This window comes from Thiothrix lacustris DSM 21227 (assembly GCF_000621325.1).
Lineage (GTDB): Bacteria > Pseudomonadota > Gammaproteobacteria > Thiotrichales > Thiotrichaceae > Thiothrix > Thiothrix lacustris.
This window is the reverse complement of sequence record NZ_KK211258.1, coordinates 95704-117389: the sequence shown is the minus strand read 5'-3', so window position 1 is coordinate 117389 and position 21686 is coordinate 95704. Positions and strand designations below refer to the sequence as shown.

Here is a 21686-nt window from a genome sequence, read left to right as displayed (position 1 = left end):
CTCAGTGATCTTACCTATTAATAACTTACACTCAGTTCTTTGCCGACACTTGCAGGGTGTTCCAAGGGTTAATGGCCAGTGTTCCTACAGGCTTGCCTGTGTCACGGCTCCAGACCCATACCACATCATCTTCCTTGCCCGATAACGGTAAAAAGGCATAATCAGCGGCGGTGTTGCCCTGCTTTTTCAGAAACGCCTCCAGCTTTTGTTTATTGTCTGGACTAGCAAAAAGTACTTCAGGCTTAATCCCTTTCTTGAGTACTTCGGGTACGAATGCATCAAACGGCTCGTAGTATTCCGAACGTGCATCAACATCGGGCTTGCCAGCAAGCGCATCAAGCAATAACGCTTGGACAAGTTCGGGGTCAGTAGGCACTTTGGCATAGACAAGCTTGGGAGCCCATAACGTTGAAACCTGCAAGTCTGGGTATTTTGCCTGTTCAGGGTTGGCATCTTGAGCGGTGATAAGGGTGAAACGGTCTACGGCATAAGCCACATAGACAGGATGCCCTTGATAGATGGTGTACATACCATAACCTAATGCTGCCATTTGTACGGCGGCAATAACGCCAAGATCTAAGGCTAAGCGTGGCTTTTTAGGCTTGAAGACAACAAACGTCAGTAGAGGGCCTAAGACCAAATCAGCGCTGATTAAAATAGCCACAATACCTGTTAAACCAGCAATACTCATAAACGGTGCTGGATACCATACCAATAAAGCAAACGCGATGAAGCAACCCACGACGACAAGACTGATTAACAAGTGAACAATGGATGCTTTTACTTTTTGTTTAATCATGATTATCTCCCGAATTTTTATAAGCGCAAAGTGGTTTCATGTTGTGGAAAAAGGTACTTGAGGTCGTACAGCACATGGTTAAGCTTACCGAGTGCACGAATACTGGCAGCACCCATCTCGCGGAACTGTTGATGAGCGACGGCTATCATGATGGCATCGTAGTGGCCTTGTGCCAGTGTGCTAACCGGGGTGATGGCATATTCATGCTCGGCGTCTGCAACGGAAACCCACGGGTCATAAATGTCTGCTTCAATCTGATACGTTCTTAATTCTTTTACGATATCAATCACGCGCGTATTACGTAAGTCTGGGCAGTTTTCTTTGAAGGCCAAGCCCATGATCAGCACTTTTGCGCCTGCGACAGGGATAGCTTGGTTCACCAAGGCTTTGATGAGTTGTGAGGCAACATACGCGCCCATACCCTCGTTGATACGTCGTCCAGCGAGGATAATATCTGGGTGGTAGCCCAAGGATTCGGCTTTGTGGGTCAGGTAATAGGGGTCAATACCAATGCAGTGCCCACCGACCAAACCGGGGCGGAATGGCAGAAAGTTCCATTTGGTTCCGGCGGCTTCCAAGACGGCTTCGGTGTCGATACCAAGGCGGTTACAAATCAAGGCTAATTCGTTAACCAAGGCAATATTCAAATCGCGCTGGGTATTTTCAATGACTTTGGAGGCTTCCGCGACTTTGATACTGGGAGCTTTATGTGTCCCTGCGACAATGATGGTGCGGTAGAGCTGGTCAACAATGTCCGCAACTTCCGGGGTAGAGCCTGCGGTAACTTTCTTGATGGTGGTAACCCGGTGTTCTTTATCGCCGGGGTTAATGCGCTCTGGCGAATAGCCTGCAAAAAAATCTACATTGAAGGTTAAGCCGGAGACACGTTCGAGGACGGGGATGCAGTCATCTTCGGTTGCACCGGGGTAAACGGTGGATTCATAAATAACAATATCCCCAGTTTTGAGGACTTTACCCACGCTTTCACTGGCGCGGATCAGTGGCGTAAGGTCGGGGCGTTTATGATGATCCACCGGAGTAGGCACGGTAATAATGAAAACGTTGGCATCACGTAGGTCATTGAGATGGCAAGTGTAATGCAGGTGCGGGCTGGCTTGCAGTTCATCAGGATTGACTTCAAGGGTATGGTCTTCACCGGCTTGCAGCTCTTGAATGCGGTTGGCGTTAATGTCGTACCCGATGGTGGTGAAGTGCTTGCCGAATTCAACAGCAAGCGGCAAGCCGACGTAGCCGAGGCCGATAATGGCGATGGTGGTGTTTGCTAGTGATTTCATTGTTGTTATTCCACAGATTATTTTAATGGTTATTTAACTGCTGCCAACCGCTGGTGTGGGTTGCTTGAAAATGATGCGGGATAGTGCCTCCGTGAAGGGGATAGCATCCCGATAATCCAAGTGTGAACCATCTGCTTGGTCAAAGCGCGACAGTTCAGGATAATCTTTAAAATGGATGGTTTCAGCAGATGTCAGGGCGGCGAGCTTGTCCCAGTACTGCACTCTAGGCAAACGACCTTCATCTATTTGCCAAATGCCTTTATCCGTTGGAAAGCGGACGAAAATGACTCGCCCTCCTCGCTTTTCAATGCGCTGAACCAGCCCTTCTACCACGTGGACATCTGCCTCAAACGCTGGCCATTGGGATGGTTTGATATTGTCTAATGTCTCATTTCCCAAGTTGCGTTGAAGACGCGTCAGATAAAAATCAGGCTGGGAAACTTTAGTATAATCTGCCTGCCTTGAGCGATCTGGGAGCGTAATAAGGTAATCACCCGCGAGATTGACGCCCGCCAGTTGTTGGCTTAACAGCATTTGTGGATTGGCGCCAGTCAGACGGAACGCAAACAGGCTATTTAAATGGGTGGTTAGCCAGTTCTCTAGCGGTTGGATTGCGCCATACGGGGCTTCTTGTTGCCTGTATCGGTAATAATCGAGCAATTTTGTCGTGCGCTCATCGGTATTGGGTCGGCTGATTTTTTCAATCTCCATATCCACAATAACGGTTCCGGTGATACTGTCGTCAGCGGCCAAATTTTCCAGTATGGGCATAAATTGACTGCCATCCAATGCCAATTGTACCGGGCGCGTTTGGGTATAACGGCTCATGACATCAGTATTGACACCCAATTGGATACGGGATGCGCCAACTAAAATGACTCCTTCATGACCAACACTTGAAGCCCGTTTACGGGCTTGTACCCATAAATCGTCGGTATCCGCAACCCCATTGGGTGTAAAGCCAATGGTACGACAGTACCATTCCCACCCAAAAATGGTACTCAACGTTAGCACGAGCGTGATGACCCAAGTCAGTAACCAGTTACCCGTGGGCAGCCGTTCATTGGCGTTAGAACTGGAAATAGATAAAGGCATCACTATTTCCTCCAGTGGTAAAAACTAACGCCAGCAGCACGTAACTCAACACAAGACAGCGAGCGACTATGGGAAGCCGTTGAAACAGGGTTTCCAGATTGGAATGACGGGTATTCCAGTGCCAAACCAGTAATGCCAGTATCAATAGCAAGGCCATGGGTACATCATCTGCTGGATAGGCAGGAATGAGAGAAGTGTCAGAAGAGGAGGTGAAATTAAATAACGCACTCAATACACTTAAGGCATCATCAAGGCTATGCGCCCGAAAGAAAACCCATGTAACAGACACTATCAAGAAGGTCATTATCCCCAAGGATAATTTGGCAAGGTCACTGTGGGGTAATGTCCAATTAGCAGCAAACGTTGCACGGCTATAGTGTTCAATGACTAGATACAACCCATGTAGCCCACCCCAAATAACAAATAGCCACGAAGCCCCGTGCCATAATCCTCCGACCAACATGGTAAACATCAGATTGAAATACGTGCGGTTGACCGATATACGATTGCCGCCCAGAGAGATGTATAGGTAATCTTTCAACCATGTGGATAGCGAAATATGCCAACGTCGCCAAAAATCAGAAAAGCCCAACGCCATGTAAGGTGCTTTAAAATTGTCGGGCAGAACAAAGCCAAAGCAAAGTGCAGCACCAATAGCAGTCGTACTGTACCCGCTGAAATCAAAGAATATTTGCCCTGAAAAAGCGAGCACAGTTACCCAGGCATCCAACGTCGTGAGCAGTGTGGGATGCTGATAACCCGCATTCGCAAGGGGTGCAAGCAGCGTATCCGATAAAATCACTTTGCTAAAAATACCAAAGATCATTAAGGCAATACCCCAACTAAATTGATCCATACTCGCTTTGCGCGGTGTGACGCATTGCGGAAGGAAATCACTGGCGCGAACAATTGGCCCTGCCACCAGTTGCGGGAAAAAGGTTACAAAGAATGCAAAATCCAGATACGAGTTACTGAGCTTTAGTCGTCCTCGGTAAACATCCAGGGTGTAAGACAATGTCTGGAAAGTATAAAAGGAAATACCCATTGGCAAGATGATGTTGAGTGTGGCTGGCTCGACAGCAACGCCTATCTTCTGGAAAAACGTCACAACGTTATCCAGCAAGAAGTTGCCATATTTAAAGTAACTTAATAGCCCAAGATTAGCCGTCAGACTGACAAATAACCAAAAGCGTTTGCTGCGTTGGTTTTCTGCTAGAAACATGCGTTTGGCAACTAGCCAATCCACCCATGTTGAAAACATCAACAGCAATACAAACGGTGGATTCCACGCCGCATAAAACACATAGCTGGCTATCAGGAGATTCAGCTTCTGGTATTGCCACGAGCGAATGCTGTAGTGGATAGCCAGTACCACTAACATGAACAAAACAAAGGTTAGTGAGTTGAATTGCATTGTTATTATTTTTCAAGTAGCCAGATATAACCAGGTACTAACCAGAGTAGATGCTCTGATAAAAACTGCGCCAGTTTGCCTTTGATCGTGTTGGGCTTGACCATGTAGTCAATGCCAAACTTTTGGGGGGATCGCAGCATTCTCGCGGTGTAATCATGAACGGTGAATCTATGGGTCAGTTGTTTTAATCCCCAATAGGTTAGGTGTTTCTCATAATAATGATCACCCTTGTTCATCACTTTAACGTACTGATCTGCAATAAAACGCGGAAGAATGGATAACAATGGCAAATTGTAGTGGGGCTCATTCCACATCAGCCGGTTACCTGCTGCAAAATAACAGATACCACCTGGTTTTAGCACTCGATGGATTTCTTGCATCATTTTGGACGCGTCTGGCACATGCTCGTAAACTTGAGAACAGATGATCACATCAAAGCTTGAGGTGTCGTAGCCAAGCTCCATTGCATCCCCAAGAGCAAATTGCAGGTTATCGGTACTGAAGTGCGTTTGTGCGTATTGAATGGCTGCTTGGTCAATATCGATACTGGTAACCGACTGGAAGTGTTGCGCCAAATGGCCGTCAATAATACCCGTAGAACCACCGATATTGAGCAAGGTAAGATGCTGTAAGTCTTGCCCTAGATGGCTTTGTAAAACAGCCACCATGGTATGTGCTTTACGCTCACGTCCTGTCACGTCATACATGGCAGTGCCTTTCTCGGAGAAGCCGTACTGATAATCGCGTTGGGTAGAGGTAGCAGTTTTCATTAGTTTTCTCTTTATTTTTATAATCTGATATTATCACGATGTTGACCAGCGATGCCATATAACAATAGTTAATATAAATAAGCACAGTGGAGAAAAGAGATATGACGTTAAGTCCAGTACCTAGGGGCAACGGGGCATTTGTGGTGCATTCGCAGTTGGCTCAACACTTGCCTAATTATCATGTGTTGCCCTATTCGCCTAAACGTAGTTTTTTCCCACCGTCTTACTACCCCTTGGGGCGCAAACGACCTGCGAACATTATCCATGCTGTACCCGACTCCGCCATTTTTCATGCACGGGCTAACACCCCCTTGGTATTGACCTTGCATGGTTATGCGATTGATAAGGCTTTGTATCCCTACAGCAGTTGGTTGCAGAATCTTCATGGACGTTTGGACTTGCGCTGGCTACACCAGATGGCGGTAAAGCGGGCGGATGTGATCACCGCAGTTAGCCATTTTACGGCCAACCTTGCAAAAGCGGATTTAGGTATCGAAAAGCCCATTAAGGTCATTTACAACGGTGTGGATGAACAGCGTTTTATTCCGAATAAACGCGGGGCTGATAAAGAAATCAGGGTGTTATTCAGTGGCAATCTGACACGCCGTAAAGGAGCACATTGGTTATTACCCATTATTCAACGTTTAGATGAGCGGATCGTGATTTATTACACATCTGGTTTACGGGAAACGTCGGAATTGGTCGCACATCCACGTTTACGCCCGTTAGGACGCATTGCGCATGAGAAAATGCCGGAGATTTATCAGCAAATGGATATATTGCTGTTTCCAACGGTACGGGAAGGTTTTGGGTTGGCTGCGGCGGAGGCAATGGCCTGTGGTTTACCTGTGGTAGCAACCAATGGTTCTTCTTTGCCAGAAGTGGTCACGCATGAACAAGGGGGGTTACTGTGTCCGTTGGGAGATGTGGAAGCGTTTGCTTCAGCCATTCAAGCCTTGGCAGAAGATAGTAACTTGCGCCAACGGATGGGAGCGTTTAATCGGGCAGAGGTGGAGCAGCGGTTTACTTTGCAACAAATGGTGACACAATACCACGCATTATTTGATACATTAACAAACCCAAATCACGCATAATGCTCTGCCATCCGTTAGCATAATGCCAATAGCCACGATTACTGATTTCCAACACAATGCCTTTTAAAATAGGGCATATTTTTCCTGATATCGGTTGACGACGTTGCAAGTGTTTTAATTTTCCCAATAAAATAGAATGAGTTGAATGCTTCGGCGGCAATTTCGATAGTAGTGGTGAATATCTTTCAACCGTATCAGCATGTGGCTTGGTAATAAGGCGGCTGATTTTGTGCAAATAACGGCGGAGTGTAGGCGGTTTTAAGCCGATTTGATTATGGCTGTGTTGGCGATAGGCAATTAAGGTATTGGGCAATGCCACCACATTACCGTGTGTGCTCGCGATAATACCCAGCCAAGCATCATGTACCCAACCCTGTGCTGGAAACGGTAACGCTATTGAAATCAACTCCCGTCGAAAAGCACAGGCTGCACCTGTAATCCAATCATTATTCAGTAAATCATGGAACGTCGGATTTGGCGTGGGTTTTGTTGGTAGAGCCTGCCACAATCGGCATTCTAATTTATTGGATGTTGAATCAACCAAGTCTCCATCAGAAAATACCAGCAGTACGGCAGCAGATTCTGCAAACACGTTGAGCATGGTCACCACTTTATCTGAATACCAAAGATCATCTTGATCACACAGAAAAATAATATCGCCCGTGCAACGCGTAATGGCCTGAGCGAAGTTACCTACAAACCCCAGATTTTCAGCATTACGGTGAATGTGCAATGGCAAGCCCTGTGCTTGAAAGCGCTGGGCAATGGCCAAAGTCGTATCATTTGAACCATCATCACACAGGATAATTTCATCAACTGGGTGGGTTTGGGCAGCGATACTCTCTAGCTGTTCAGCTAGATAGTGCTCACCATTGTAGGTACACAGTGCGACCGATATTTTCATTTTTGCGCCGTAAGCACGATTTCATCACCTTCCCCAATACCCAATTTAAGAGCATACCCCGCCACGATCGCTAACAAAGAAGCGATTAACTTTGTGCCAAAGGGAGCACGTTCGCCCATTCGATGCTTACCGTTCCGCTTAATGTTGGTTGACGCCCACCATAAACCGCCAAAGTCACGGATGGTGGAGATGCACTCGGCCTGTTTAAACCCTGCTTGAATGGCTATGTCTTGCAAGGGTTTTTGGCGAAAAAGATGTAAATGGCGGGGTGGATCAAGGTGCAGGCTGGACTGCTTAAAGTAACGATGTACATATCCAACGGTGTTTGGAGTAATGGCAATCAGCTTTCCATTCGGACGTAATAACCTATGACAGGCACGTAAAGTGGCGATAGGGTCTGGCAAATGTTCAATGACATGACTCATGACAATGACATCAAAACTTTCTGCTAAAAAATCCTGCTGGCTAATATCGCCTTGCTGTACAGTTAGCCCCAATTTTCTAGCGGCGCTGACACTTTTAGGGTCGAAATCCACACCCGTTACATCCCAACCTAACGCTTGCATGGCTTGTAACATTTGACCACTGCCACAGCCAATTTCTAATAATTTACCGGCTGGTATCGCTTGCGTATAAAAAGCAGAAAAATCCAAATTAGCTGTCCAAGCAGGATTGAGGCGAATTAGGTACCCAATGCCAGTGCTTAGCCATGTTGATAACGGGTGAGTGTAGCCATAAGTCCGCGTAATATAATCAGCACATCCCTCACGAAATACGTTAACGAATCCATTCGCTTTTTTAGGCGCTGGCGTATCGTGTGTGTAATAGTTTTCATAGAGTTTGGGTAAGTCATTTTCAGCAGGCATAGGATTCAACCAAACCAACTGGCAGGCGTCATTGGTACAAATATCGAGATTCCAACTACCTGTCACTTGAAATAAACGATCGGGTAAATTTTTGTATAAACTGCGCCCAGACGAACCACAACTGTAGCAATGCGGTTTTACAATAGTGGCAATAGCGGATGATGTATTCATAAGGTTGCATGGCTCTGTTGGAGGGGGCGATTTAAGTAATAGACAGTTACTAATAAGAACAGCATATCAATTCCAGCACGGATGACCCATGCAATAGCAGCCCCTTTAATCCCAAGTGTACTTAAGCATAGCCATAGTACAAAGGCATATAAGGGAAGTTCTAATAAATGTAATTTTGCCGTTAAGTCGGGTCGCCCAATGTATTGCAGGTAAGTGTAAGCAACCAATGCAATGGCATTGAGATAAAACCCCCATGCTAACCAATGAACACTTGCGGCCATTACCTGCACATCATCTATCCCCAGCCACCATTGCAATAATGGCGTGATAAACATTGGCATAAGTAACAGCACCGGAATGAATATAACGCTCAACCATTGAATGGATTTCACGATGGTAGCGATATTATCTTTCTGATTATCACAATCTTTAGCAAAAACGGGAGCAAGCGTGGTGGTCAGTGCATTGGGAATAGCACTCAGTTTGGATGCTAGTTCATACGCAATAGTATAGGTAGCGACTGCCTGCGGTGAAAGTAGGACAGAAATGAAGAATCTGTCAAAATACGTCATCATGGGGCCGACAATATTGGTAACAGTCATCCAACCACCCAGCGTTAATAAGCGTTTGGGATAGGCATAACTAAATGTTGTGAGTTGCATAATAGCGGGCGACACTTTTGCACAGACAGCAAACATCACCAAAATAAAGCCACTACGCCCGATGAGCAGATAAAGACAAGTAGTATCCAAAATACCAAACAGTTGTGAATCGGGATATGCTGTAACCCATACGGGAATAGCAATATTCAAGGTATTCAAAGGCACTTTTAGCACATTTAGCCAAGTAAATTGTTCTAGGGCGAGTAGAAAATTATTGAGACTATTCAGCAGCAAAGTAGGAAATACCATTAATGCAGTGAACCATAAAGCACGAGCCGTTTCCTCATGTATATCACTGTTAATATTCGGCAGGTGAGTAATCGCTAATGGTACAACGGCAAGAATCAAGAGTGTGCCAACTAAACCAAATCCTGCTATCGTTATATGCGCATCCCAAAATAACCGGGTAATTTTCTCTGAGTCAGCATGATTGGCGTATTTAGCGACCTGTTGCGACATTGCCCGCCCTAAACCGAAATCAAGTAATGTTAAGTAACCGGTGAAAGCCCATGCCAAGGCTAGTAAACCAAAACGCTCAGCCCCCATATGATGCAGTAACCAAGGAATCGCGAGGACTCCCATCATCAAAGGTATTCCATAACCTACGAAGTTTAGAAGGCTATGCCACAGTATAGGTTTGTTCATGAGGCTTTACGGTGAGTGCGGGTCTGATGGGTAGTCTTAAACCTGACATAAGCAACGCTTTCAAAGGTGTCATACTGCGAAAACGCCAACTGCGAAGCACTGCCCGAACACTCAGAAGCAATAGCCGCAATGTATACATGATGATTCGCTCAACATGATTATGTCCCAATGCCTGAACAATCAACCAGTGTCCACGGTTGATATGATACTCATAGAATAAGCTAGCCTCACCACTGCTTTGTGCCGATTTGTGGGCTAACAATGGCTTCGGCAGAATAGCTATTTTTTTCCCTTGCTGTAACATGCGCCAGCTTAATTCAACATCTTCACCATACATAAAATAACGTGGATCAAATAAATGATCTGAAATGGCAGTGGGTTGAATGAGTACACAATACCCCGGAACGACCGGAAAGCTACCCAAAGCAGGCTTGGTAAACATAAGGCCAGTTAAACGTTGGTAATACAACTTACCTTGTAAGTGATCACCTGCATCAGCATGAACACCTAACAACATAATATTGGCTTGTTGCTGCATGTATTCAACTAACTGGCTAACCAAATCAGGTTTGGCTGTAATATCGTTATTTAGCAGAAGGAAATAATCCCATTCTCCTAATTGCCGGGCATGATCTAATGCTAGATTCATGCCTTTAGCAAACCCCAAATTATCTTCCGCAATCACCACTTTCAGCCAGCCTTTAGGAAAATGCTGAACTAACTGCAAGGTGCGCTGATGTTCTTCTGGGCAATGGGAATTGTCGACCAACATAATGGTTTCTATGCCCTGCCCTGCCAGGGTTCGTAAACACTTAAGTGTCATGTCTGCTTTAAAATAAGCAAGCATTAGGCCGCAAATACGAGGAGAACTAGGCATTGGGTAATGCCTCTTGAAAGGCAGGCGAATCTATTATTTTTTCGATTAATGTTTGGTATTGGGAATTGATATTGTCCCACCCAAAAGATTTACACACTGCCTGATGCTGAGCCTGCCAGTAGATGCCCTGAGTTTCAGATGAGTTTTCCAATGTACGTTGAATGCAGATTGCTAACTCAGTTGGGTCGGCAGGTTCACAGAGATTTTCCCGATGATTAACCACATCCCGCACCGCAGGCAAATCACTGGCGATCACCGGGCAACCACACCCCATTGCCTCCACCATCACCAACCCTAAGCCTTCCATATCTCCATCTTTTGCCTGCACAAACGGGAAGACAGCAACGGTGGATTCCTGATAAAGCCGCACCAATGCTTTATGTTCCAATCGCCCAGCAAATGTCACCTGTTGGGCTAACCCCAACGCCTGCGCCATACTTTCCAGCTCCGCCTGCAAAGGCCCCGAACCTGCGATCACCAACGTGGTATCAGGACGTTGCGTTGATACCTCCTGCAACGCCTGAAGCAAATATTTCACCCCTTTTTTCTCCACCAATCGCCCAACAAACAGCAATTGATTGGGAAGGCGGTGAACCGTAGGATCGGGCACAAACGTATGTTCCAGATCCGTCCCCATCGGGATAACGCTTATGGGTGGCGTTGTATCGCCTGCCAATGCCTGAACTTTTCCGACCATGAAATGGCTGACAACCGTGAGGGCATCGCAATGCTTGATGACCCAACGCTTAAGTTGCAAGCTAACCTTATCCTGCAAGCCAAACAAGTCACCACCATGAGAGGTGCAAAGCAAACGGGGTTTGTGTATTTTTCCATAGGTAGCCACGACGGCCATCAAACCTTGCGGTATCAACCAATGGGCATGAATGACCGCCACCGGATAAGTTTTCAATAATTGCCGCAAAGCCAACCATTGCCCGAAAAAGAATCCCGGCAACAACAACCATTTCCAACGATGTTGCTTGAGGTTCGCGGTAATGCCGCCTTCATAAGCCAGTGTTTCAAGTGCTGCGGGTGCGTAGCGGTAACGGTGGATATGCAGTTGCCCCCACTGCTCATAGCTGGCTGCGCCCGGTGCATGAGGCGCAAGCACTACCACATGGAACGTCTCCGTCAGCCTTACACACAAGTCATAGACAAAGCGCGGCTCACTATCACTTTCCCAGCGCGGAAAAGTAGACGCGGTAACGAGTAATGTGGGTTTTGCCGACATCATCAAGCGGCCTGTTCGGCCATAGCTGGTTTACCTATGGGTGATGCCATCTCAGAGGTGTGATTTTCTTTACCCGGAATACCCTCCACTTTAGTGGAAGCTGCCTGCTGGTAAACCAAATTGGTAATCTGCTCTGATACCAAACCAATCAAAAAAATAATGATCGATGTTGTAAACAACAACGCACTCATGTTGGTGAAGCGGCCTTCACTGACAAAGGTATACAGGTAGTAACCCAAGGCGGTCATAAAAAATGACAAGCTGATCGGCATGAACAATTTCAGCGGTGAATGCAGCGTACCAATCTTAAAAATAATCAGCAAAAAGCGAAAACCATCTTTCATAACATTCAAATGGCTACTGCCGATACGCTTAGGAGCAGTAATCGGCTCATACTTGACGCTATAACCCGAACGGAAAAACGCCATGGTACAGGTAGTAGGGTAGGAGAAACCGTTGGGCAATAAATGCAGGAATTCCCGAAACTTGTGTGCTCTAACAGCCCGAAAACCCGACGTCAGGTCTTTCACCGGCTGTTCTGTCATATAGCTAGCTAGGCGGTTATAAAAGGCATTACCGAAACCTCGCGCTTTGGAGGCTTGTGAATGACCATCCCGTGCACCGACCACCATGTCATAGCCATTGTTGATGTGTCCCAGCAGACGCGAGATGTCTTCTGGCTGATGTTGCCCATCAGCATCCATGAACACTAGCACTTCACCGCTGGCGTGGCGTGCCCCGCTTTTGATCGCCGCACCATTGCCCATGCTGTAGGGGTGGGTCACAACATAAACACCGTTGGAAAGGCAAACCTCAGCGGTGCTATCAGTGGAACCGTCATTCACCACAATGATTTCAGCCATTGGGTACTGTTTGCGCAAGCGTGGCAGGAAGGTTTTTAAGCCTTCGGCTTCATTTTTGGCGGGCAGAATGATCGACAAGGTGGTCATGAGCAGGAATCCCTTATTATTTTTGTAACTGTTTCGCTAGCACTGACGTCATATTATCTAAGTCTTGTTGGCGTAAGGCTACTATCCAGCATTGGCGCCACGTTGTGCATAGTGTAGAAGGTGCTGTCTCTATTTTATCGCGGGCGGCCTGATACAAACCTGCTGAAGATAGATAGCTAGCCTGCAACAGCAAATTATCGATATCTGGCTTCATGGCATACGCTGTTTCCAGATGCTGTATCGTTGCATCTAGATTACCCTGTTTTACCTGAATCTGTGCTTGCCAATAGTGCAACAGGTAAGGCATATCACCCTGTTGTAAGTCAGGAATAGCGAGTAGGGCTTTACTGAAATTCAACATATCGGTTGCCTCAACATGCCCACATTGATTCGTTAGCCATTGATCGACCAAATCTGCATACACCTTAGGTGCAGAGGCGACAAAACCACTATTGGGCAATGCAACCAGTGTCTGATTTAGCTGTGCGGGAGTCAGCGTGCCTGCCTGACAGGCCTGTAACAGCGGCTTTAATTTGAGATAAGAAGAGGTATTTTGTTGCTGCCCTGCTTGCTCTAACTCCTTAAGCAGTTGTTGACGTGTATTAGGATTAATATGTTCGCCAATCAGCACATCGAGTGTTTCCAGCGTGCGTTGTGAACGAGGGTGTTGTTCTAACCAGCCAATCACCATATTTAAAGGATCAGCCCATTGTTGAGCACTGTGCAAGGTAATACCAGCCAACAACACGGTATATAAACTCAAGGATGCCAACAAAATACCCCGCAGTTTATTAAAGCGTTGTAAGCTGATAGCAACGTAATACACGATGGCAAATGCTATACCGTATAAAGGTAAATAGTTGCGGTGCTCAAAATAGAGCTCCAACAGAATAGTCGTTGACTCCAATAAATGCCCACCAAGAAACCACGCAATAGCAAACGCCAGTACAGGTTGTGAGCGGCGCATAAAGACCATGACCCCCAACAACATAAAAATGCCAAGCACTGCTAGAAAAGTCGTTACCGGTGCAAATAAGCCTCTGGATATTTGGAAATCGTCATGAAACAGGCTAGTGCCTTGTAAACTGGGCAGAAAGATTTGCCCTAAATAACTCCACAATACCCGTGATTCAGACAGCAAACGCTCCATAACACTAAAAGCACGTGCAGTACTAGCACTGTGTTGCCAACCAGTCATGAGTAAGTAGGCTAACAATAAGAAAAAAGGCAACCATGCCATCAACCATAGGCTGCGCGTCATGCGTGGAGACACTGAACCATGAAAGGGACGCAATAGAAAATACTCAATCACCAAGACATAGACCACCAGCAGAATGCCATTCTCTTTACTCAGCAGTGCGAGTAACAAACTCCCGCCCATGCCTAATATCAACCACAGTGCACCTGAATATTTTGAGTCAGCAATCGGTTGGCGAGCGTATAAATAACTGTGTAAGCCAATAAGGGTAAATAACGTACTAAGTTCTGTCATCCGCTGAATAACAAATAGCACCGTATTAATTTGAATGGGATGTAACAGCCAAATAGCCGTGGTCGCTAGTGAACACCACACCCTGAAGGCATCAGGCAATGTAATTAAACGCGTCAATCGTAACGACAGCCAAAAAATCAATATTCCATTAATCAGATGTATTGCAGCATTCGTTAACTTAAAATTAAAGGCTGAGGCACTTTCCCAAGCATTTGCATTTAAATAAAAACTAGCAAGGCTAATCGGGCGCCCTGTTGGCCCACTATCGCCTTGTAATAAAAACAAACCAACATCATGCCAAAAGCCAAGGTACTGATATTTACCCATGGGGCTGAGATTGGGAACATCATCAAAAATAAAAGGGCTATCTAAGCCTTGCCAATAAATCCCTGTCGTCAGCAGTAGTAAAATAAGAAATGCAAAAATGGCAGTCGTCCGTCGCTCAAGATAGCCCAACATTGTTAACATATTAATGATTTCTTATGTAGTTAATTGCTATCAATATTGTGCTACTACATATGAATCAGCCATGAATGTTATTCACCGGCAACTTGTTGGGCGGTACACGGCTGGCACTGTGCCACCTGTACATGTCCAAGTAAATGAAGCGCCTTGCTCACTGCCTTGAATGATAATGGTTGCACCCGCTTTCACCCGGGTATTGTAGGTAAGAATAATACGACTACTGTCAATTTGGAGTGAACGCAAAGCATTGCCTTGAATAAGATTCGCAGCGGTAATACCAGCGGTGGCATTATCAGTGGGATACACCCCCATACTGGAGTAATACTCTGCTATCGCGGTTTTAGCTCCACCAGCAATGTGTAATCCTTCTGTTACATGTGCACGTCTAGTGTAGTCTTGATAAGCAGGAAGAGCTATAGCAGATAATATGCCGATGATTGCCACAACAATCATGAGTTCGATCAGTGTAAAACCTTGATGTTTGTTTTTTTTCATGATGGTTGGCCATTTTGAATTTTCACAAACAAAGAAAGCTTTCAAATGAAAGCTTTCTTTTATGCTGACCTTAAATTAACCAGGGCGGCAAGTAGATGGACGATATTTGTTGTTCAGTGAACCACCTGTTTTGCAATCCCAAGTTACAGAACCACCAGCATCAGTTGGTGTTAATAACAGTGTTTTGCCAGCTTCTGCTTTGGTATTGTAGCTAATGGTAATAACACCAGATGCACCGATACCAACACTGTTCACCGCATTACCTTTAATAGTACCAGCCAAACCTACTGCGTAGTTTGTTGTAGGCCATGTACCACGGTCAGCATAGTATTCGCTAACGCCTAATTTCGCAGCACCAGAAAGGTTGATACCTTCAGATACGTGTGAACGCTTGGTGTAATCTTGGTAAGCAGGCAGTGCAATCGCAGCCAAAATGCCGATAATGGCAACTACGATCATCAATTCGATCAGGGTAAAACCTTTTTGGGCTTTAGCTTTCATACTCATTTGGGTCATTCCTTATTGTTAGGATTAGTTAGGATATTTTAATGTCCAGAGACGCCAGTGATAATGCAGGAGGCGTGCCAACTGCAAACTGAATACAAGTGGTTGGTTTTCATGGATAGACGGTAATCTTTAACAACTATGGGTGTCAGTTTGTGACAGGTGATGGGAGAATGTGACATTCAACGGCAATTTCTTCACATCATCAATCTCCACCCAGTTGGCGTGACCGTACATGTCGAGCATTGGATGTCGAAGTTGTAGCGTAAAAACCTTTTCACCAGACAAATCCTAATGTAGAGTTAGGATATGTCTGATCTAAAGCGTAATATTGCCACCAAAATTGATCTACTACTCACCTTGTTTCCGGTGGTATTACTGATTGGTGCGCGGCAAACCGGAAAAACCACCCTTAGCAAACAACTTCGCAACGATTGGCGCTACTTCGATCTGGAAAATGCCGCAGACCACGACTTTATCAGCCGCGACTACGATTTCTTTTTCCGTGAATACCCGCGTCATATCATCATTGATGAAGCCCAAGAAGCCCCTGAATTGTTCCGTCACCTGCGCGGTGTGATTGATGCTAAACGGCATGAAAAAGGGCGTTTTATTCTGACCGGTTCAAGTTCACCTGAACTGTTACAGCGAGCCAGTGATTCGCTGGCGGGGCGCATTGCCATTGTTGAAATCGGCACGTTGAAAATGAACGAAGTTCTCCGGCAACCATTGCCGCCGTTTTACCGTATTTTTGAGCAGCCACTGACGACGGGTACACTGGAGCACCTGAAAAAGCTGGAAAATCCGATCCCTGATGTCATTCCGCTATTTTTACGCGGTGGCTATCCTGAACCTGTACTGTCACAGGATACGTATGCGTTTGGGTTATGGATGGAAAACTATTACCAGACCTACATCAATCGCGACATCCGGCGCTTGTTCCCGCGTCTGGATAGTATCCGTTATCGGCGCTTCATCAGTATGCTGGCTTCTTTGTCGGGCACGATCATCAATAAAGCGCAACTAGGGCGTTCAGTCGATGTGTCGGAAGTAACGATCCGCGACTACATCGAGATTGCTGACAAAACCTACATATGGCGCACAGTCCCTTCGTTTGAAAACAGCAAAAGCAAATCAGCGCTGAAAATGCCCAAAGGTATGCTGCGTGACAGTGGACTGACACATTATCTGGCAGGCATCGAAACCCGTGAAGCCTTATTACGTCACCCCCAAGTCGGGCATAACTTTGAGTCGTTTGTCAGCGAAGAAATCATAAAGGGAATACAGGCAACTCGCGTCACACGTTGGGATTATTACTATTTTCGTACCAAAAATGGTGCTGAAGTTGATCTAGTGTTAGACGGCAGCTTTGGTATCTTACCCATTGAAATCAAGCTAGGACAGCAAACGGCAGTGAAGCAACTAACCGCTTTACGACAGTTTGTGGAGCAGCACGAACTGCCTTTCGGAATCGTCGTGAATAACAGCACCAATATTCAAATGCTGGCAGACAAGATCATCCAGATACCAGCAGGGTGTTTGTAGAGACGCGAAATCTTGCGTCTCTACGTCAGGTCAGGTCGTCAACCGCCGGTAAATATCCGCCACCTTCAACGGCAATTTTTTCACATCATCAATTTCCACCCAATTAGCGTGACCGTACATGTGCGGCAAATAATCCTTGCCGCGCTGGTCTCAGGTCAGCTTGACACGTTCCGAGGTTGCCTGCCGAATAATCGGGGTATTTCCCCAATTACTTCATTTTTCCCATTGCTTATAAAAAAATAATGCCAACATTGAAATAAACCAACCACCTAGTAAAAAACCTCTATAAATGTACGCAAAAATGAGTATATAAAAATCATTATTAAATGCACTCTCAAAACGACCCATGCCATCATCATAACGCAATAATACAGATAATATTAATGCACCAAAAGAGCATGTCAATCCAATTAAAAAAGACAATAAATATCCAACTGGCCATTTTAACCTACTTAAAAAATCAGCAAATAGAATATAGAAGAAGAACAATATTCCAAAGAATATCCATATATATATATCAGCATTAAGGGGGCGGGAAAAAACTGTAATCCAGTTTTTTCCCGCACTTAAACAAATAACAAGCAATAGCAATAATATTGCTACAATTTTTAATGCTGCATGACTATTTCTCAAGGACATTTCGCATCCTCTACCTGATCTTGAAGAAATCCGGGCATAAAAGAGCCTTCTAGACCACATACACCATCCAAAACGCTTGATACTGAGGCTGCGCATGTAAATGGAAGAGCACTTCCCATTTTCTCAATATTATCAATGATGGATTGATCCTGTTGATTTTTTGTATTCAACATATTTGTATCAACGGTACTACCTAAATTTTCGTGAAAACTAACATAATCATGAATATTTGCACCATCAAATATATCACCAGATCCTCTAGTATTAGGAGAATAACTGCCCGCTGGGTCATAGAGTAGTTGCTCCTTACCAGTATCTACAAATACGGCTGAATGAGTGCCAATTCCGTAATCATGAATTGTAATCAAAGTGGTTTTTAAACCAGTCGAGTCTCTTAAATGTAGAGGACTCTGCCCCACATACCCAAACGTATTCACCCCACCCGCCAACCCAATCGGGTCACTGCTGATATACCGCCCAAGGCTGGGGTCATACGTCCGATGCCAATTCTGGTGCAAGCCAGATTCGACATCGTAATACTGCCCCGGAAAGCGCAGGTTGACAACCGTTTGTTTGTTGTCAGCGTCTGGGTCTTGCTGGGCAGGGGTTGCGCCGAAGGCGTCGGATTCCCATTTCCATACGATGCGCCGGTTGCTGTCGGTTGCCATGCGCGGTGTGCCGAGGTGATCGGTGTGCAGATAGATGACCTGTTCTTGTGCCGTGGGGTTATAGGTGCTATTGGCGGCTTGTAGGATGGCAAGCGGTACACCCGCTTCGTCATAAATATAGGTGGCAAGGATTACCCCCGTGCTGCTGGTTTCCATCAGCAAACGCCCGTGCAGGTCGTAGTGGTAAACCGTGGTACTCAGTGCGGTAGCGCCATTCCACAGGGTTTTGTGGGTGCGTTGGTGTTGGTGGTTGTAGAGGTAGGTGGCTTTTCTGACACCGTTGAGGGTGAACTGGCTGAAATGCCCGTAGTTGTCCCAACTGTAGGTTTGCCCCAACCCGTTGCTGGTGTGATTGCCTGCGGCGTCGCGGCTCAGGGTCGCGCCCTTGCGGGTCGCCATGCGGTTGCTGTTGGCGGTGTAGGTGTAAGCGTTACTGCCATTGCTTTGACGGTTGCCGTTGAGGTCATAGCCAAAGCTTTGGTTGGCGAAGGCGCTGTTTTCCAGTTTCAGCCGCCCCAAGGTGTCATATTGGTAGAGCGCTGCACTGCTGCCGACCGTGCGGTTTTCCAGTTCGCCTTCCAGATTCCAGGTCAGCCGTTCGCGGATGCCTCCGGTGGAACGCAGGGTGCTGATACGATGCCCGCTTTGGTCGTAATCGTGACCAATTCCCTCGCCATTCGCATACACCTGTGCGCGGGGCTGTCCATCTGGACGATAACCAGCCGAAGCCAGTACATCGATGTAGGCTCCCCCTACCAGTGTACCGATACTACTGACTCGCCGTTCACCGTCACGGTTATAGACAATGTAGTTCCCACCGGGAAGGGTAATAACCATCAGCTTACCGACCGAATCGTAGAAGAACGCAGTGGTATAGGTGATACCGTTGGTTTGGTAAACACGCTTGGTGAGGTTACCGCGTCTGTCGTAGGCAAAAGCGGTGGTGCCGCTTGGGTCGATAACCTTACACAGCCGACCTTTGCCGTAGGTACAGGTGGTGAGTGTGGTATTGCTGTCGTAGGTGTAGGTAACGTTTTGTGCACTGATCGGTGCGGTGATAGCGGTCAGGCGGTTGAGCGCGTCATAACTGTGGGTGAGTGTGATCGCCCGCGCATCTTTCAGCGTCTTGAGGTTGCCTGCCGTGTCGTAGGTGTAGGTGGTCGTGCCTCGGTCGGGGCTGGTTTCGCTGGTAGTTTCACCAAATCCATTCACGACTTGGGTGGTGGTGGCGTTATTCGGGGCTTTGGTTTGCGTCGTGGTATTTTGCCCGTTGTAGTCGTATTGGGTTAGGACAGGTGAGCCATTGAGCGTGGCCTGAATTTGTTTCAGTCGCTCCAGTGCATCGTAGTCATACGTAGTGGTGCGGTTAGTGGGGCTGGTTTCTGTTTTTAGGTTGCCGTCAGCATCGTGAGCGTAGGTCGTGGTGGCATCCATACCTTGGATATTGCCGATGGCTTGGTACAACTGCCCGGCTGCGTCAAAGGTCTGGCGGTATTGGGTGGCAATTGCACCCGTGGCATCGGTTAGGGTTTCGGAGAGGCGGTTATTGGCGTTGTCTAGCTCATAAAATAATCAGGGTGCGCTGCCCTGATTATTCTGACGAATACCTGAAAGCAAAATCTTTAATCGATCGAGTCTGACCCCTTTGATTTTTATCGGGATTTGACAACGGAAAGATCACTCCACTTCACCCGTACATAGTCATTGTATGCTAGTTCTGGCTCAAAATTATCATCAAAGGGTATCCTCATGGAAACTGATCCTGCTGATACCCCAGTAGCTACGATAACTTCCTGTCCGTTAGGATCTACAAAAATCAATCCACTCTCTGAGTAAATGTCATTATCATGGAAAACCAAGCTATATATTTTCTCTATTAAAAAGGGATTATCGAACTTAGTCATGGAGTATTTGCTCTCGACTTGTTTATCCATATCCACAGTACCCGAAAAATCCATATTTAAACTTCCCATTTCTTGCCATCCTCCAACTCCCGTACAAGCTGATGAGAAGGTAATTGATATGCCGGTATCGAGATAAATGTGTAAATCCCATGTTTCCCGCAAAGACTGAGATATTGGTAATGAATACCCAACAATACTGGAGCTAATTAGCTTTAACCTAATTTCAGAAAAAGCAAGACCGCCAATTTGATATGGTAATATATATTTGCCATTTTGTAGGGGATCAGTAATGAAGGGTTTCATGAATCTTACCTCCATTTGCTGGTATATCAATGCTTGATCCACCACTTGAGTTAGTCGGGCGACCAAAGATACCATTTTCGCCAACTAAACTTCCAGGTGGAGCAGAATCACCTTTTTCCCAAGGGCGTACTGACCCCGCTAAAGTTTCCAAGTCCGTCTCAAAATCACCTGTACCGCCATACTCCGGTAATAATGGGCCACTGGTATGCTTTTTAACTCCTTTGTTAGGACCTGCTCGCGGATCACTTTGATCACCCACCAAAGTATCTGGCAAAGAGGGACACTCTCGATCTTTTGTTTCCTCATCTGTTGTCTCTGCACCTTCAGTATTAGGATCGGGTACAACAGCCAAAGCAGCACTACCACCTAAGATAGCACAAAGCACAGGATCCTTAGCGCAAGTTGCTGTCACGCTATCGGTTAATAAACCTGTTGGGTCTATCCATCCCAACGGACTCTGCCCCACGTACCCAAACGTATTCACCCCACCCGCCAACCCAATCGGGTCACTGCTGATATACCGCCCAAGGCTGGGGTCATACGTCCGATGCCAGTTCTGGTGCAAGCCAGATTCTACATCGTAATACTGCCCCGGAAAGCGCAGGTTGACAACTGTTTGTTTGTTGTCAGCGTCTGGGTCTTGCTGGGCAGGGGTTGCGCCGAAGGCGTCGGATTCCCATTTCCATACGATGCGCCGGTTGCCGTCAGTCGCCATGCGCGGTGTGCCGAGGTGGTCGGTGTGCAGGTAGATGACCTGTTCTTGTGCTGTCGGATTATACGGGCTATTGGCGGCTTGCAGGATAGCAAGCGGTACACCCGCTTCGTCATAAATATAGGTGGCAAGGATTACCCCCGTGCTGCTGGTTTCCATCAGCAAACGCCCGTGCAGGTCGTAGTG

General features: G+C 46.4%; 20 protein-coding genes. 2 read left to right on the top strand and 18 right to left on the bottom strand.

The genetic code is table 11. The features are described 5' to 3' along the window. Positions 1–31 precede the first annotated feature (31 nt). The 5 genes from tfpZ to Q394_RS21775 all read right to left on the bottom strand — a co-directional run bounded on the left by tfpZ (position 32) and on the right by Q394_RS21775 (position 5373). On the bottom strand, positions 32–799 hold the full coding sequence (tfpZ, locus tag Q394_RS21780) for a TfpX/TfpZ family type IV pilin accessory protein (RefSeq protein ID WP_051543550.1): 768 nt from the start codon (positions 797–799) through the stop codon (positions 32–34). A gap of 17 nt (positions 800–816) precedes the next feature. Further along, positions 817–2094 (bottom strand): Vi polysaccharide biosynthesis UDP-N-acetylglucosamine C-6 dehydrogenase TviB, encoded by a 1278-nt coding sequence (gene tviB / locus Q394_RS0118195; RefSeq protein WP_028490506.1) that lies wholly within the window; start codon positions 2092–2094, stop codon positions 817–819. 33 nt (positions 2095–2127) lie between these two features. Beyond that, entirely contained in the window at positions 2128–3189 is a 1062-nt protein-coding gene (locus Q394_RS0118190; protein ID WP_028490505.1) for a hypothetical protein, read from the bottom strand. Next, positions 3164–4411, bottom strand: a complete 1248-nt coding sequence (locus Q394_RS0118185) for an MBOAT family O-acyltransferase (protein WP_211248854.1) — start codon at positions 4409–4411, stop codon at positions 3164–3166. The genes Q394_RS0118190 and Q394_RS0118185 overlap by 26 nt, the downstream gene beginning before the upstream one ends. A gap of 197 nt (positions 4412–4608) precedes the next feature. Continuing rightward, on the bottom strand, positions 4609–5373 hold the full coding sequence (locus Q394_RS21775; RefSeq protein ID WP_051543549.1) for a class I SAM-dependent methyltransferase: 765 nt from the start codon (positions 5371–5373) through the stop codon (positions 4609–4611). Between the two features lie 101 nt (positions 5374–5474). Here Q394_RS21775 and Q394_RS0118175 point away from each other — a divergent pair, with 101 nt between their 5' ends. Continuing rightward, a complete protein-coding gene (locus Q394_RS0118175; protein ID WP_028490503.1) occupies positions 5475–6467 on the top strand; it encodes a glycosyltransferase family 4 protein in 993 nt (330 codons plus the stop codon). Here the strand turns inward: Q394_RS0118175 and Q394_RS0118170 are convergent. The 9 genes from Q394_RS0118170 to Q394_RS0118130 all read right to left on the bottom strand — a co-directional run bounded on the left by Q394_RS0118170 (position 6397) and on the right by Q394_RS0118130 (position 15726). After that, the gene (locus tag Q394_RS0118170; RefSeq protein WP_028490502.1) at positions 6397–7371 is read right to left on the bottom strand and encodes a glycosyltransferase family 2 protein; all 975 of its coding nucleotides are present in this window, start codon (positions 7369–7371) and stop codon (positions 6397–6399) included. The genes Q394_RS0118175 and Q394_RS0118170 overlap by 71 nt on opposite strands. Beyond that, positions 7368–8408, bottom strand: coding sequence for a class I SAM-dependent methyltransferase (locus tag Q394_RS21770; RefSeq protein WP_028490501.1), 1041 nt, complete (start codon positions 8406–8408; stop codon positions 7368–7370). Before Q394_RS21770 ends, Q394_RS0118170 begins: the two co-directional genes overlap by 4 nt. Next, positions 8405–9655 carry an oligosaccharide flippase family protein gene (locus Q394_RS0118160; protein ID WP_028490500.1) on the bottom strand — a complete coding sequence of 417 codons (1251 nt, stop codon included), beginning with the start codon at positions 9653–9655 and terminating at the stop codon, positions 8405–8407. The genes Q394_RS21770 and Q394_RS0118160 overlap by 4 nt, the downstream gene beginning before the upstream one ends. Positions 9656–9689: 34 nt before the next feature. Further along, entirely contained in the window at positions 9690–10592 is a 903-nt protein-coding gene (locus Q394_RS0118155; protein WP_084260530.1) for a glycosyltransferase family 2 protein, read from the bottom strand. Further along, positions 10585–11826, bottom strand: coding sequence for a glycosyltransferase (locus Q394_RS0118150; RefSeq protein WP_028490498.1), 1242 nt, complete (start codon positions 11824–11826; stop codon positions 10585–10587). The genes Q394_RS0118155 and Q394_RS0118150 overlap by 8 nt, the downstream gene beginning before the upstream one ends. Further along, positions 11826–12773, bottom strand: coding sequence for a glycosyltransferase family 2 protein (locus Q394_RS21085; RefSeq protein ID WP_084260529.1), 948 nt, complete (start codon positions 12771–12773; stop codon positions 11826–11828). The genes Q394_RS0118150 and Q394_RS21085 overlap by 1 nt, the downstream gene beginning before the upstream one ends. Positions 12774–12789: 16 nt before the next feature. After that, entirely contained in the window at positions 12790–14733 is a 1944-nt protein-coding gene (locus Q394_RS0118140; protein WP_028490497.1) for a hypothetical protein, read from the bottom strand. A gap of 72 nt (positions 14734–14805) precedes the next feature. Continuing rightward, positions 14806–15270 (bottom strand): pilin, encoded by a 465-nt coding sequence (locus tag Q394_RS23020; protein ID WP_281169664.1) that lies wholly within the window; start codon positions 15268–15270, stop codon positions 14806–14808. A 30-nt stretch (positions 15271–15300) separates the two neighbouring features. After that, positions 15301–15726, bottom strand: coding sequence for a pilin (locus Q394_RS0118130; RefSeq protein ID WP_028490495.1), 426 nt, complete (start codon positions 15724–15726; stop codon positions 15301–15303). Positions 15727–16038: 312 nt separating this feature from the next. Between Q394_RS0118130 and Q394_RS0118125 the strand changes: the two genes are divergently transcribed. Next, complete coding sequence (locus Q394_RS0118125) at positions 16039–17274, top strand: ATP-binding protein (protein ID WP_028490494.1); 1236 nt, start codon at positions 16039–16041, stop codon at positions 17272–17274. 213 nt (positions 17275–17487) lie between these two features. On the opposite strand, the gene Q394_RS0118115 is transcribed toward Q394_RS0118125, so the two are convergent. The 4 genes from Q394_RS0118115 to Q394_RS21765 form a co-directional block, all read right to left on the bottom strand. Continuing rightward, positions 17488–17913 (bottom strand): hypothetical protein, encoded by a 426-nt coding sequence (locus Q394_RS0118115; protein WP_028490493.1) that lies wholly within the window; start codon positions 17911–17913, stop codon positions 17488–17490. Next, positions 17904–20015: an RHS repeat-associated core domain-containing protein gene (locus tag Q394_RS0118110; protein WP_028490492.1), complete on the bottom strand. Its 2112-nt coding sequence runs from the start codon at positions 20013–20015 to the stop codon at positions 17904–17906. Before Q394_RS0118110 ends, Q394_RS0118115 begins: the two co-directional genes overlap by 10 nt. 218 nt (positions 20016–20233) lie before the next feature. After that, positions 20234–20788: a hypothetical protein gene (locus Q394_RS0118100; protein WP_028490491.1), complete on the bottom strand. Its 555-nt coding sequence runs from the start codon at positions 20786–20788 to the stop codon at positions 20234–20236. After that, positions 20769–21686, bottom strand: a 918-nt coding sequence (locus tag Q394_RS21765) for an RHS repeat-associated core domain-containing protein (RefSeq protein ID WP_028490490.1), incomplete at its 5' end; no start/stop codon positions are given. The genes Q394_RS21765 and Q394_RS0118100, both read right to left, overlap by 20 nt.

What these genes read in the sequence shown, in the direction of transcription:
- Q394_RS0118185 (WP_211248854.1), bottom strand. Translation starts at nt 4,411, where the DNA reads ATGTTTCTAGCAGAAAACCAACGCAGCAAACGCTTTTGGTTATTTGTC.
- Q394_RS0118125 (WP_028490494.1), top strand. Translation starts at nt 16,039, where the DNA reads ATGTCTGATCTAAAGCGTAATATTGCCACCAAAATTGATCTACTACTC.
- Q394_RS0118150 (WP_028490498.1), bottom strand. Translation starts at nt 11,826, where the DNA reads ATGATGTCGGCAAAACCCACATTACTCGTTACCGCGTCTACTTTTCCG.
- Q394_RS0118140 (WP_028490497.1), bottom strand. Translation starts at nt 14,733, where the DNA reads ATGTTAACAATGTTGGGCTATCTTGAGCGACGGACGACTGCCATTTTT.
- Q394_RS0118110 (WP_028490492.1), bottom strand. Translation starts at nt 20,015, where the DNA reads ATGGATGCCACCACGACCTACGCTCACGATGCTGACGGCAACCTAAAA.
- tfpZ (WP_051543550.1), bottom strand. Translation starts at nt 799, where the DNA reads ATGATTAAACAAAAAGTAAAAGCATCCATTGTTCACTTGTTAATCAGT.
- Q394_RS0118170 (WP_028490502.1), bottom strand. Translation starts at nt 7,371, where the DNA reads ATGAAAATATCGGTCGCACTGTGTACCTACAATGGTGAGCACTATCTA.
- Q394_RS21775 (WP_051543549.1), bottom strand. Translation starts at nt 5,373, where the DNA reads ATGAAAACTGCTACCTCTACCCAACGCGATTATCAGTACGGCTTCTCC.
- Q394_RS0118190 (WP_028490505.1), bottom strand. Translation starts at nt 3,189, where the DNA reads ATGCCTTTATCTATTTCCAGTTCTAACGCCAATGAACGGCTGCCCACG.
- Q394_RS0118115 (WP_028490493.1), bottom strand. Translation starts at nt 17,913, where the DNA reads ATGTCCTTGAGAAATAGTCATGCAGCATTAAAAATTGTAGCAATATTA.
- Q394_RS0118160 (WP_028490500.1), bottom strand. Translation starts at nt 9,655, where the DNA reads ATGATGGGAGTCCTCGCGATTCCTTGGTTACTGCATCATATGGGGGCT.
- Q394_RS21085 (WP_084260529.1), bottom strand. Translation starts at nt 12,773, where the DNA reads ATGACCACCTTGTCGATCATTCTGCCCGCCAAAAATGAAGCCGAAGGC.
- Q394_RS0118100 (WP_028490491.1), bottom strand. Translation starts at nt 20,788, where the DNA reads ATGAAACCCTTCATTACTGATCCCCTACAAAATGGCAAATATATATTA.
- Q394_RS0118155 (WP_084260530.1), bottom strand. Translation starts at nt 10,592, where the DNA reads ATGCCTAGTTCTCCTCGTATTTGCGGCCTAATGCTTGCTTATTTTAAA.
- Q394_RS0118130 (WP_028490495.1), bottom strand. Translation starts at nt 15,726, where the DNA reads ATGAAAGCTAAAGCCCAAAAAGGTTTTACCCTGATCGAATTGATGATC.
- Q394_RS0118175 (WP_028490503.1), top strand. Translation starts at nt 5,475, where the DNA reads ATGACGTTAAGTCCAGTACCTAGGGGCAACGGGGCATTTGTGGTGCAT.
- Q394_RS21770 (WP_028490501.1), bottom strand. Translation starts at nt 8,408, where the DNA reads ATGAATACATCATCCGCTATTGCCACTATTGTAAAACCGCATTGCTAC.
- tviB (WP_028490506.1), bottom strand. Translation starts at nt 2,094, where the DNA reads ATGAAATCACTAGCAAACACCACCATCGCCATTATCGGCCTCGGCTAC.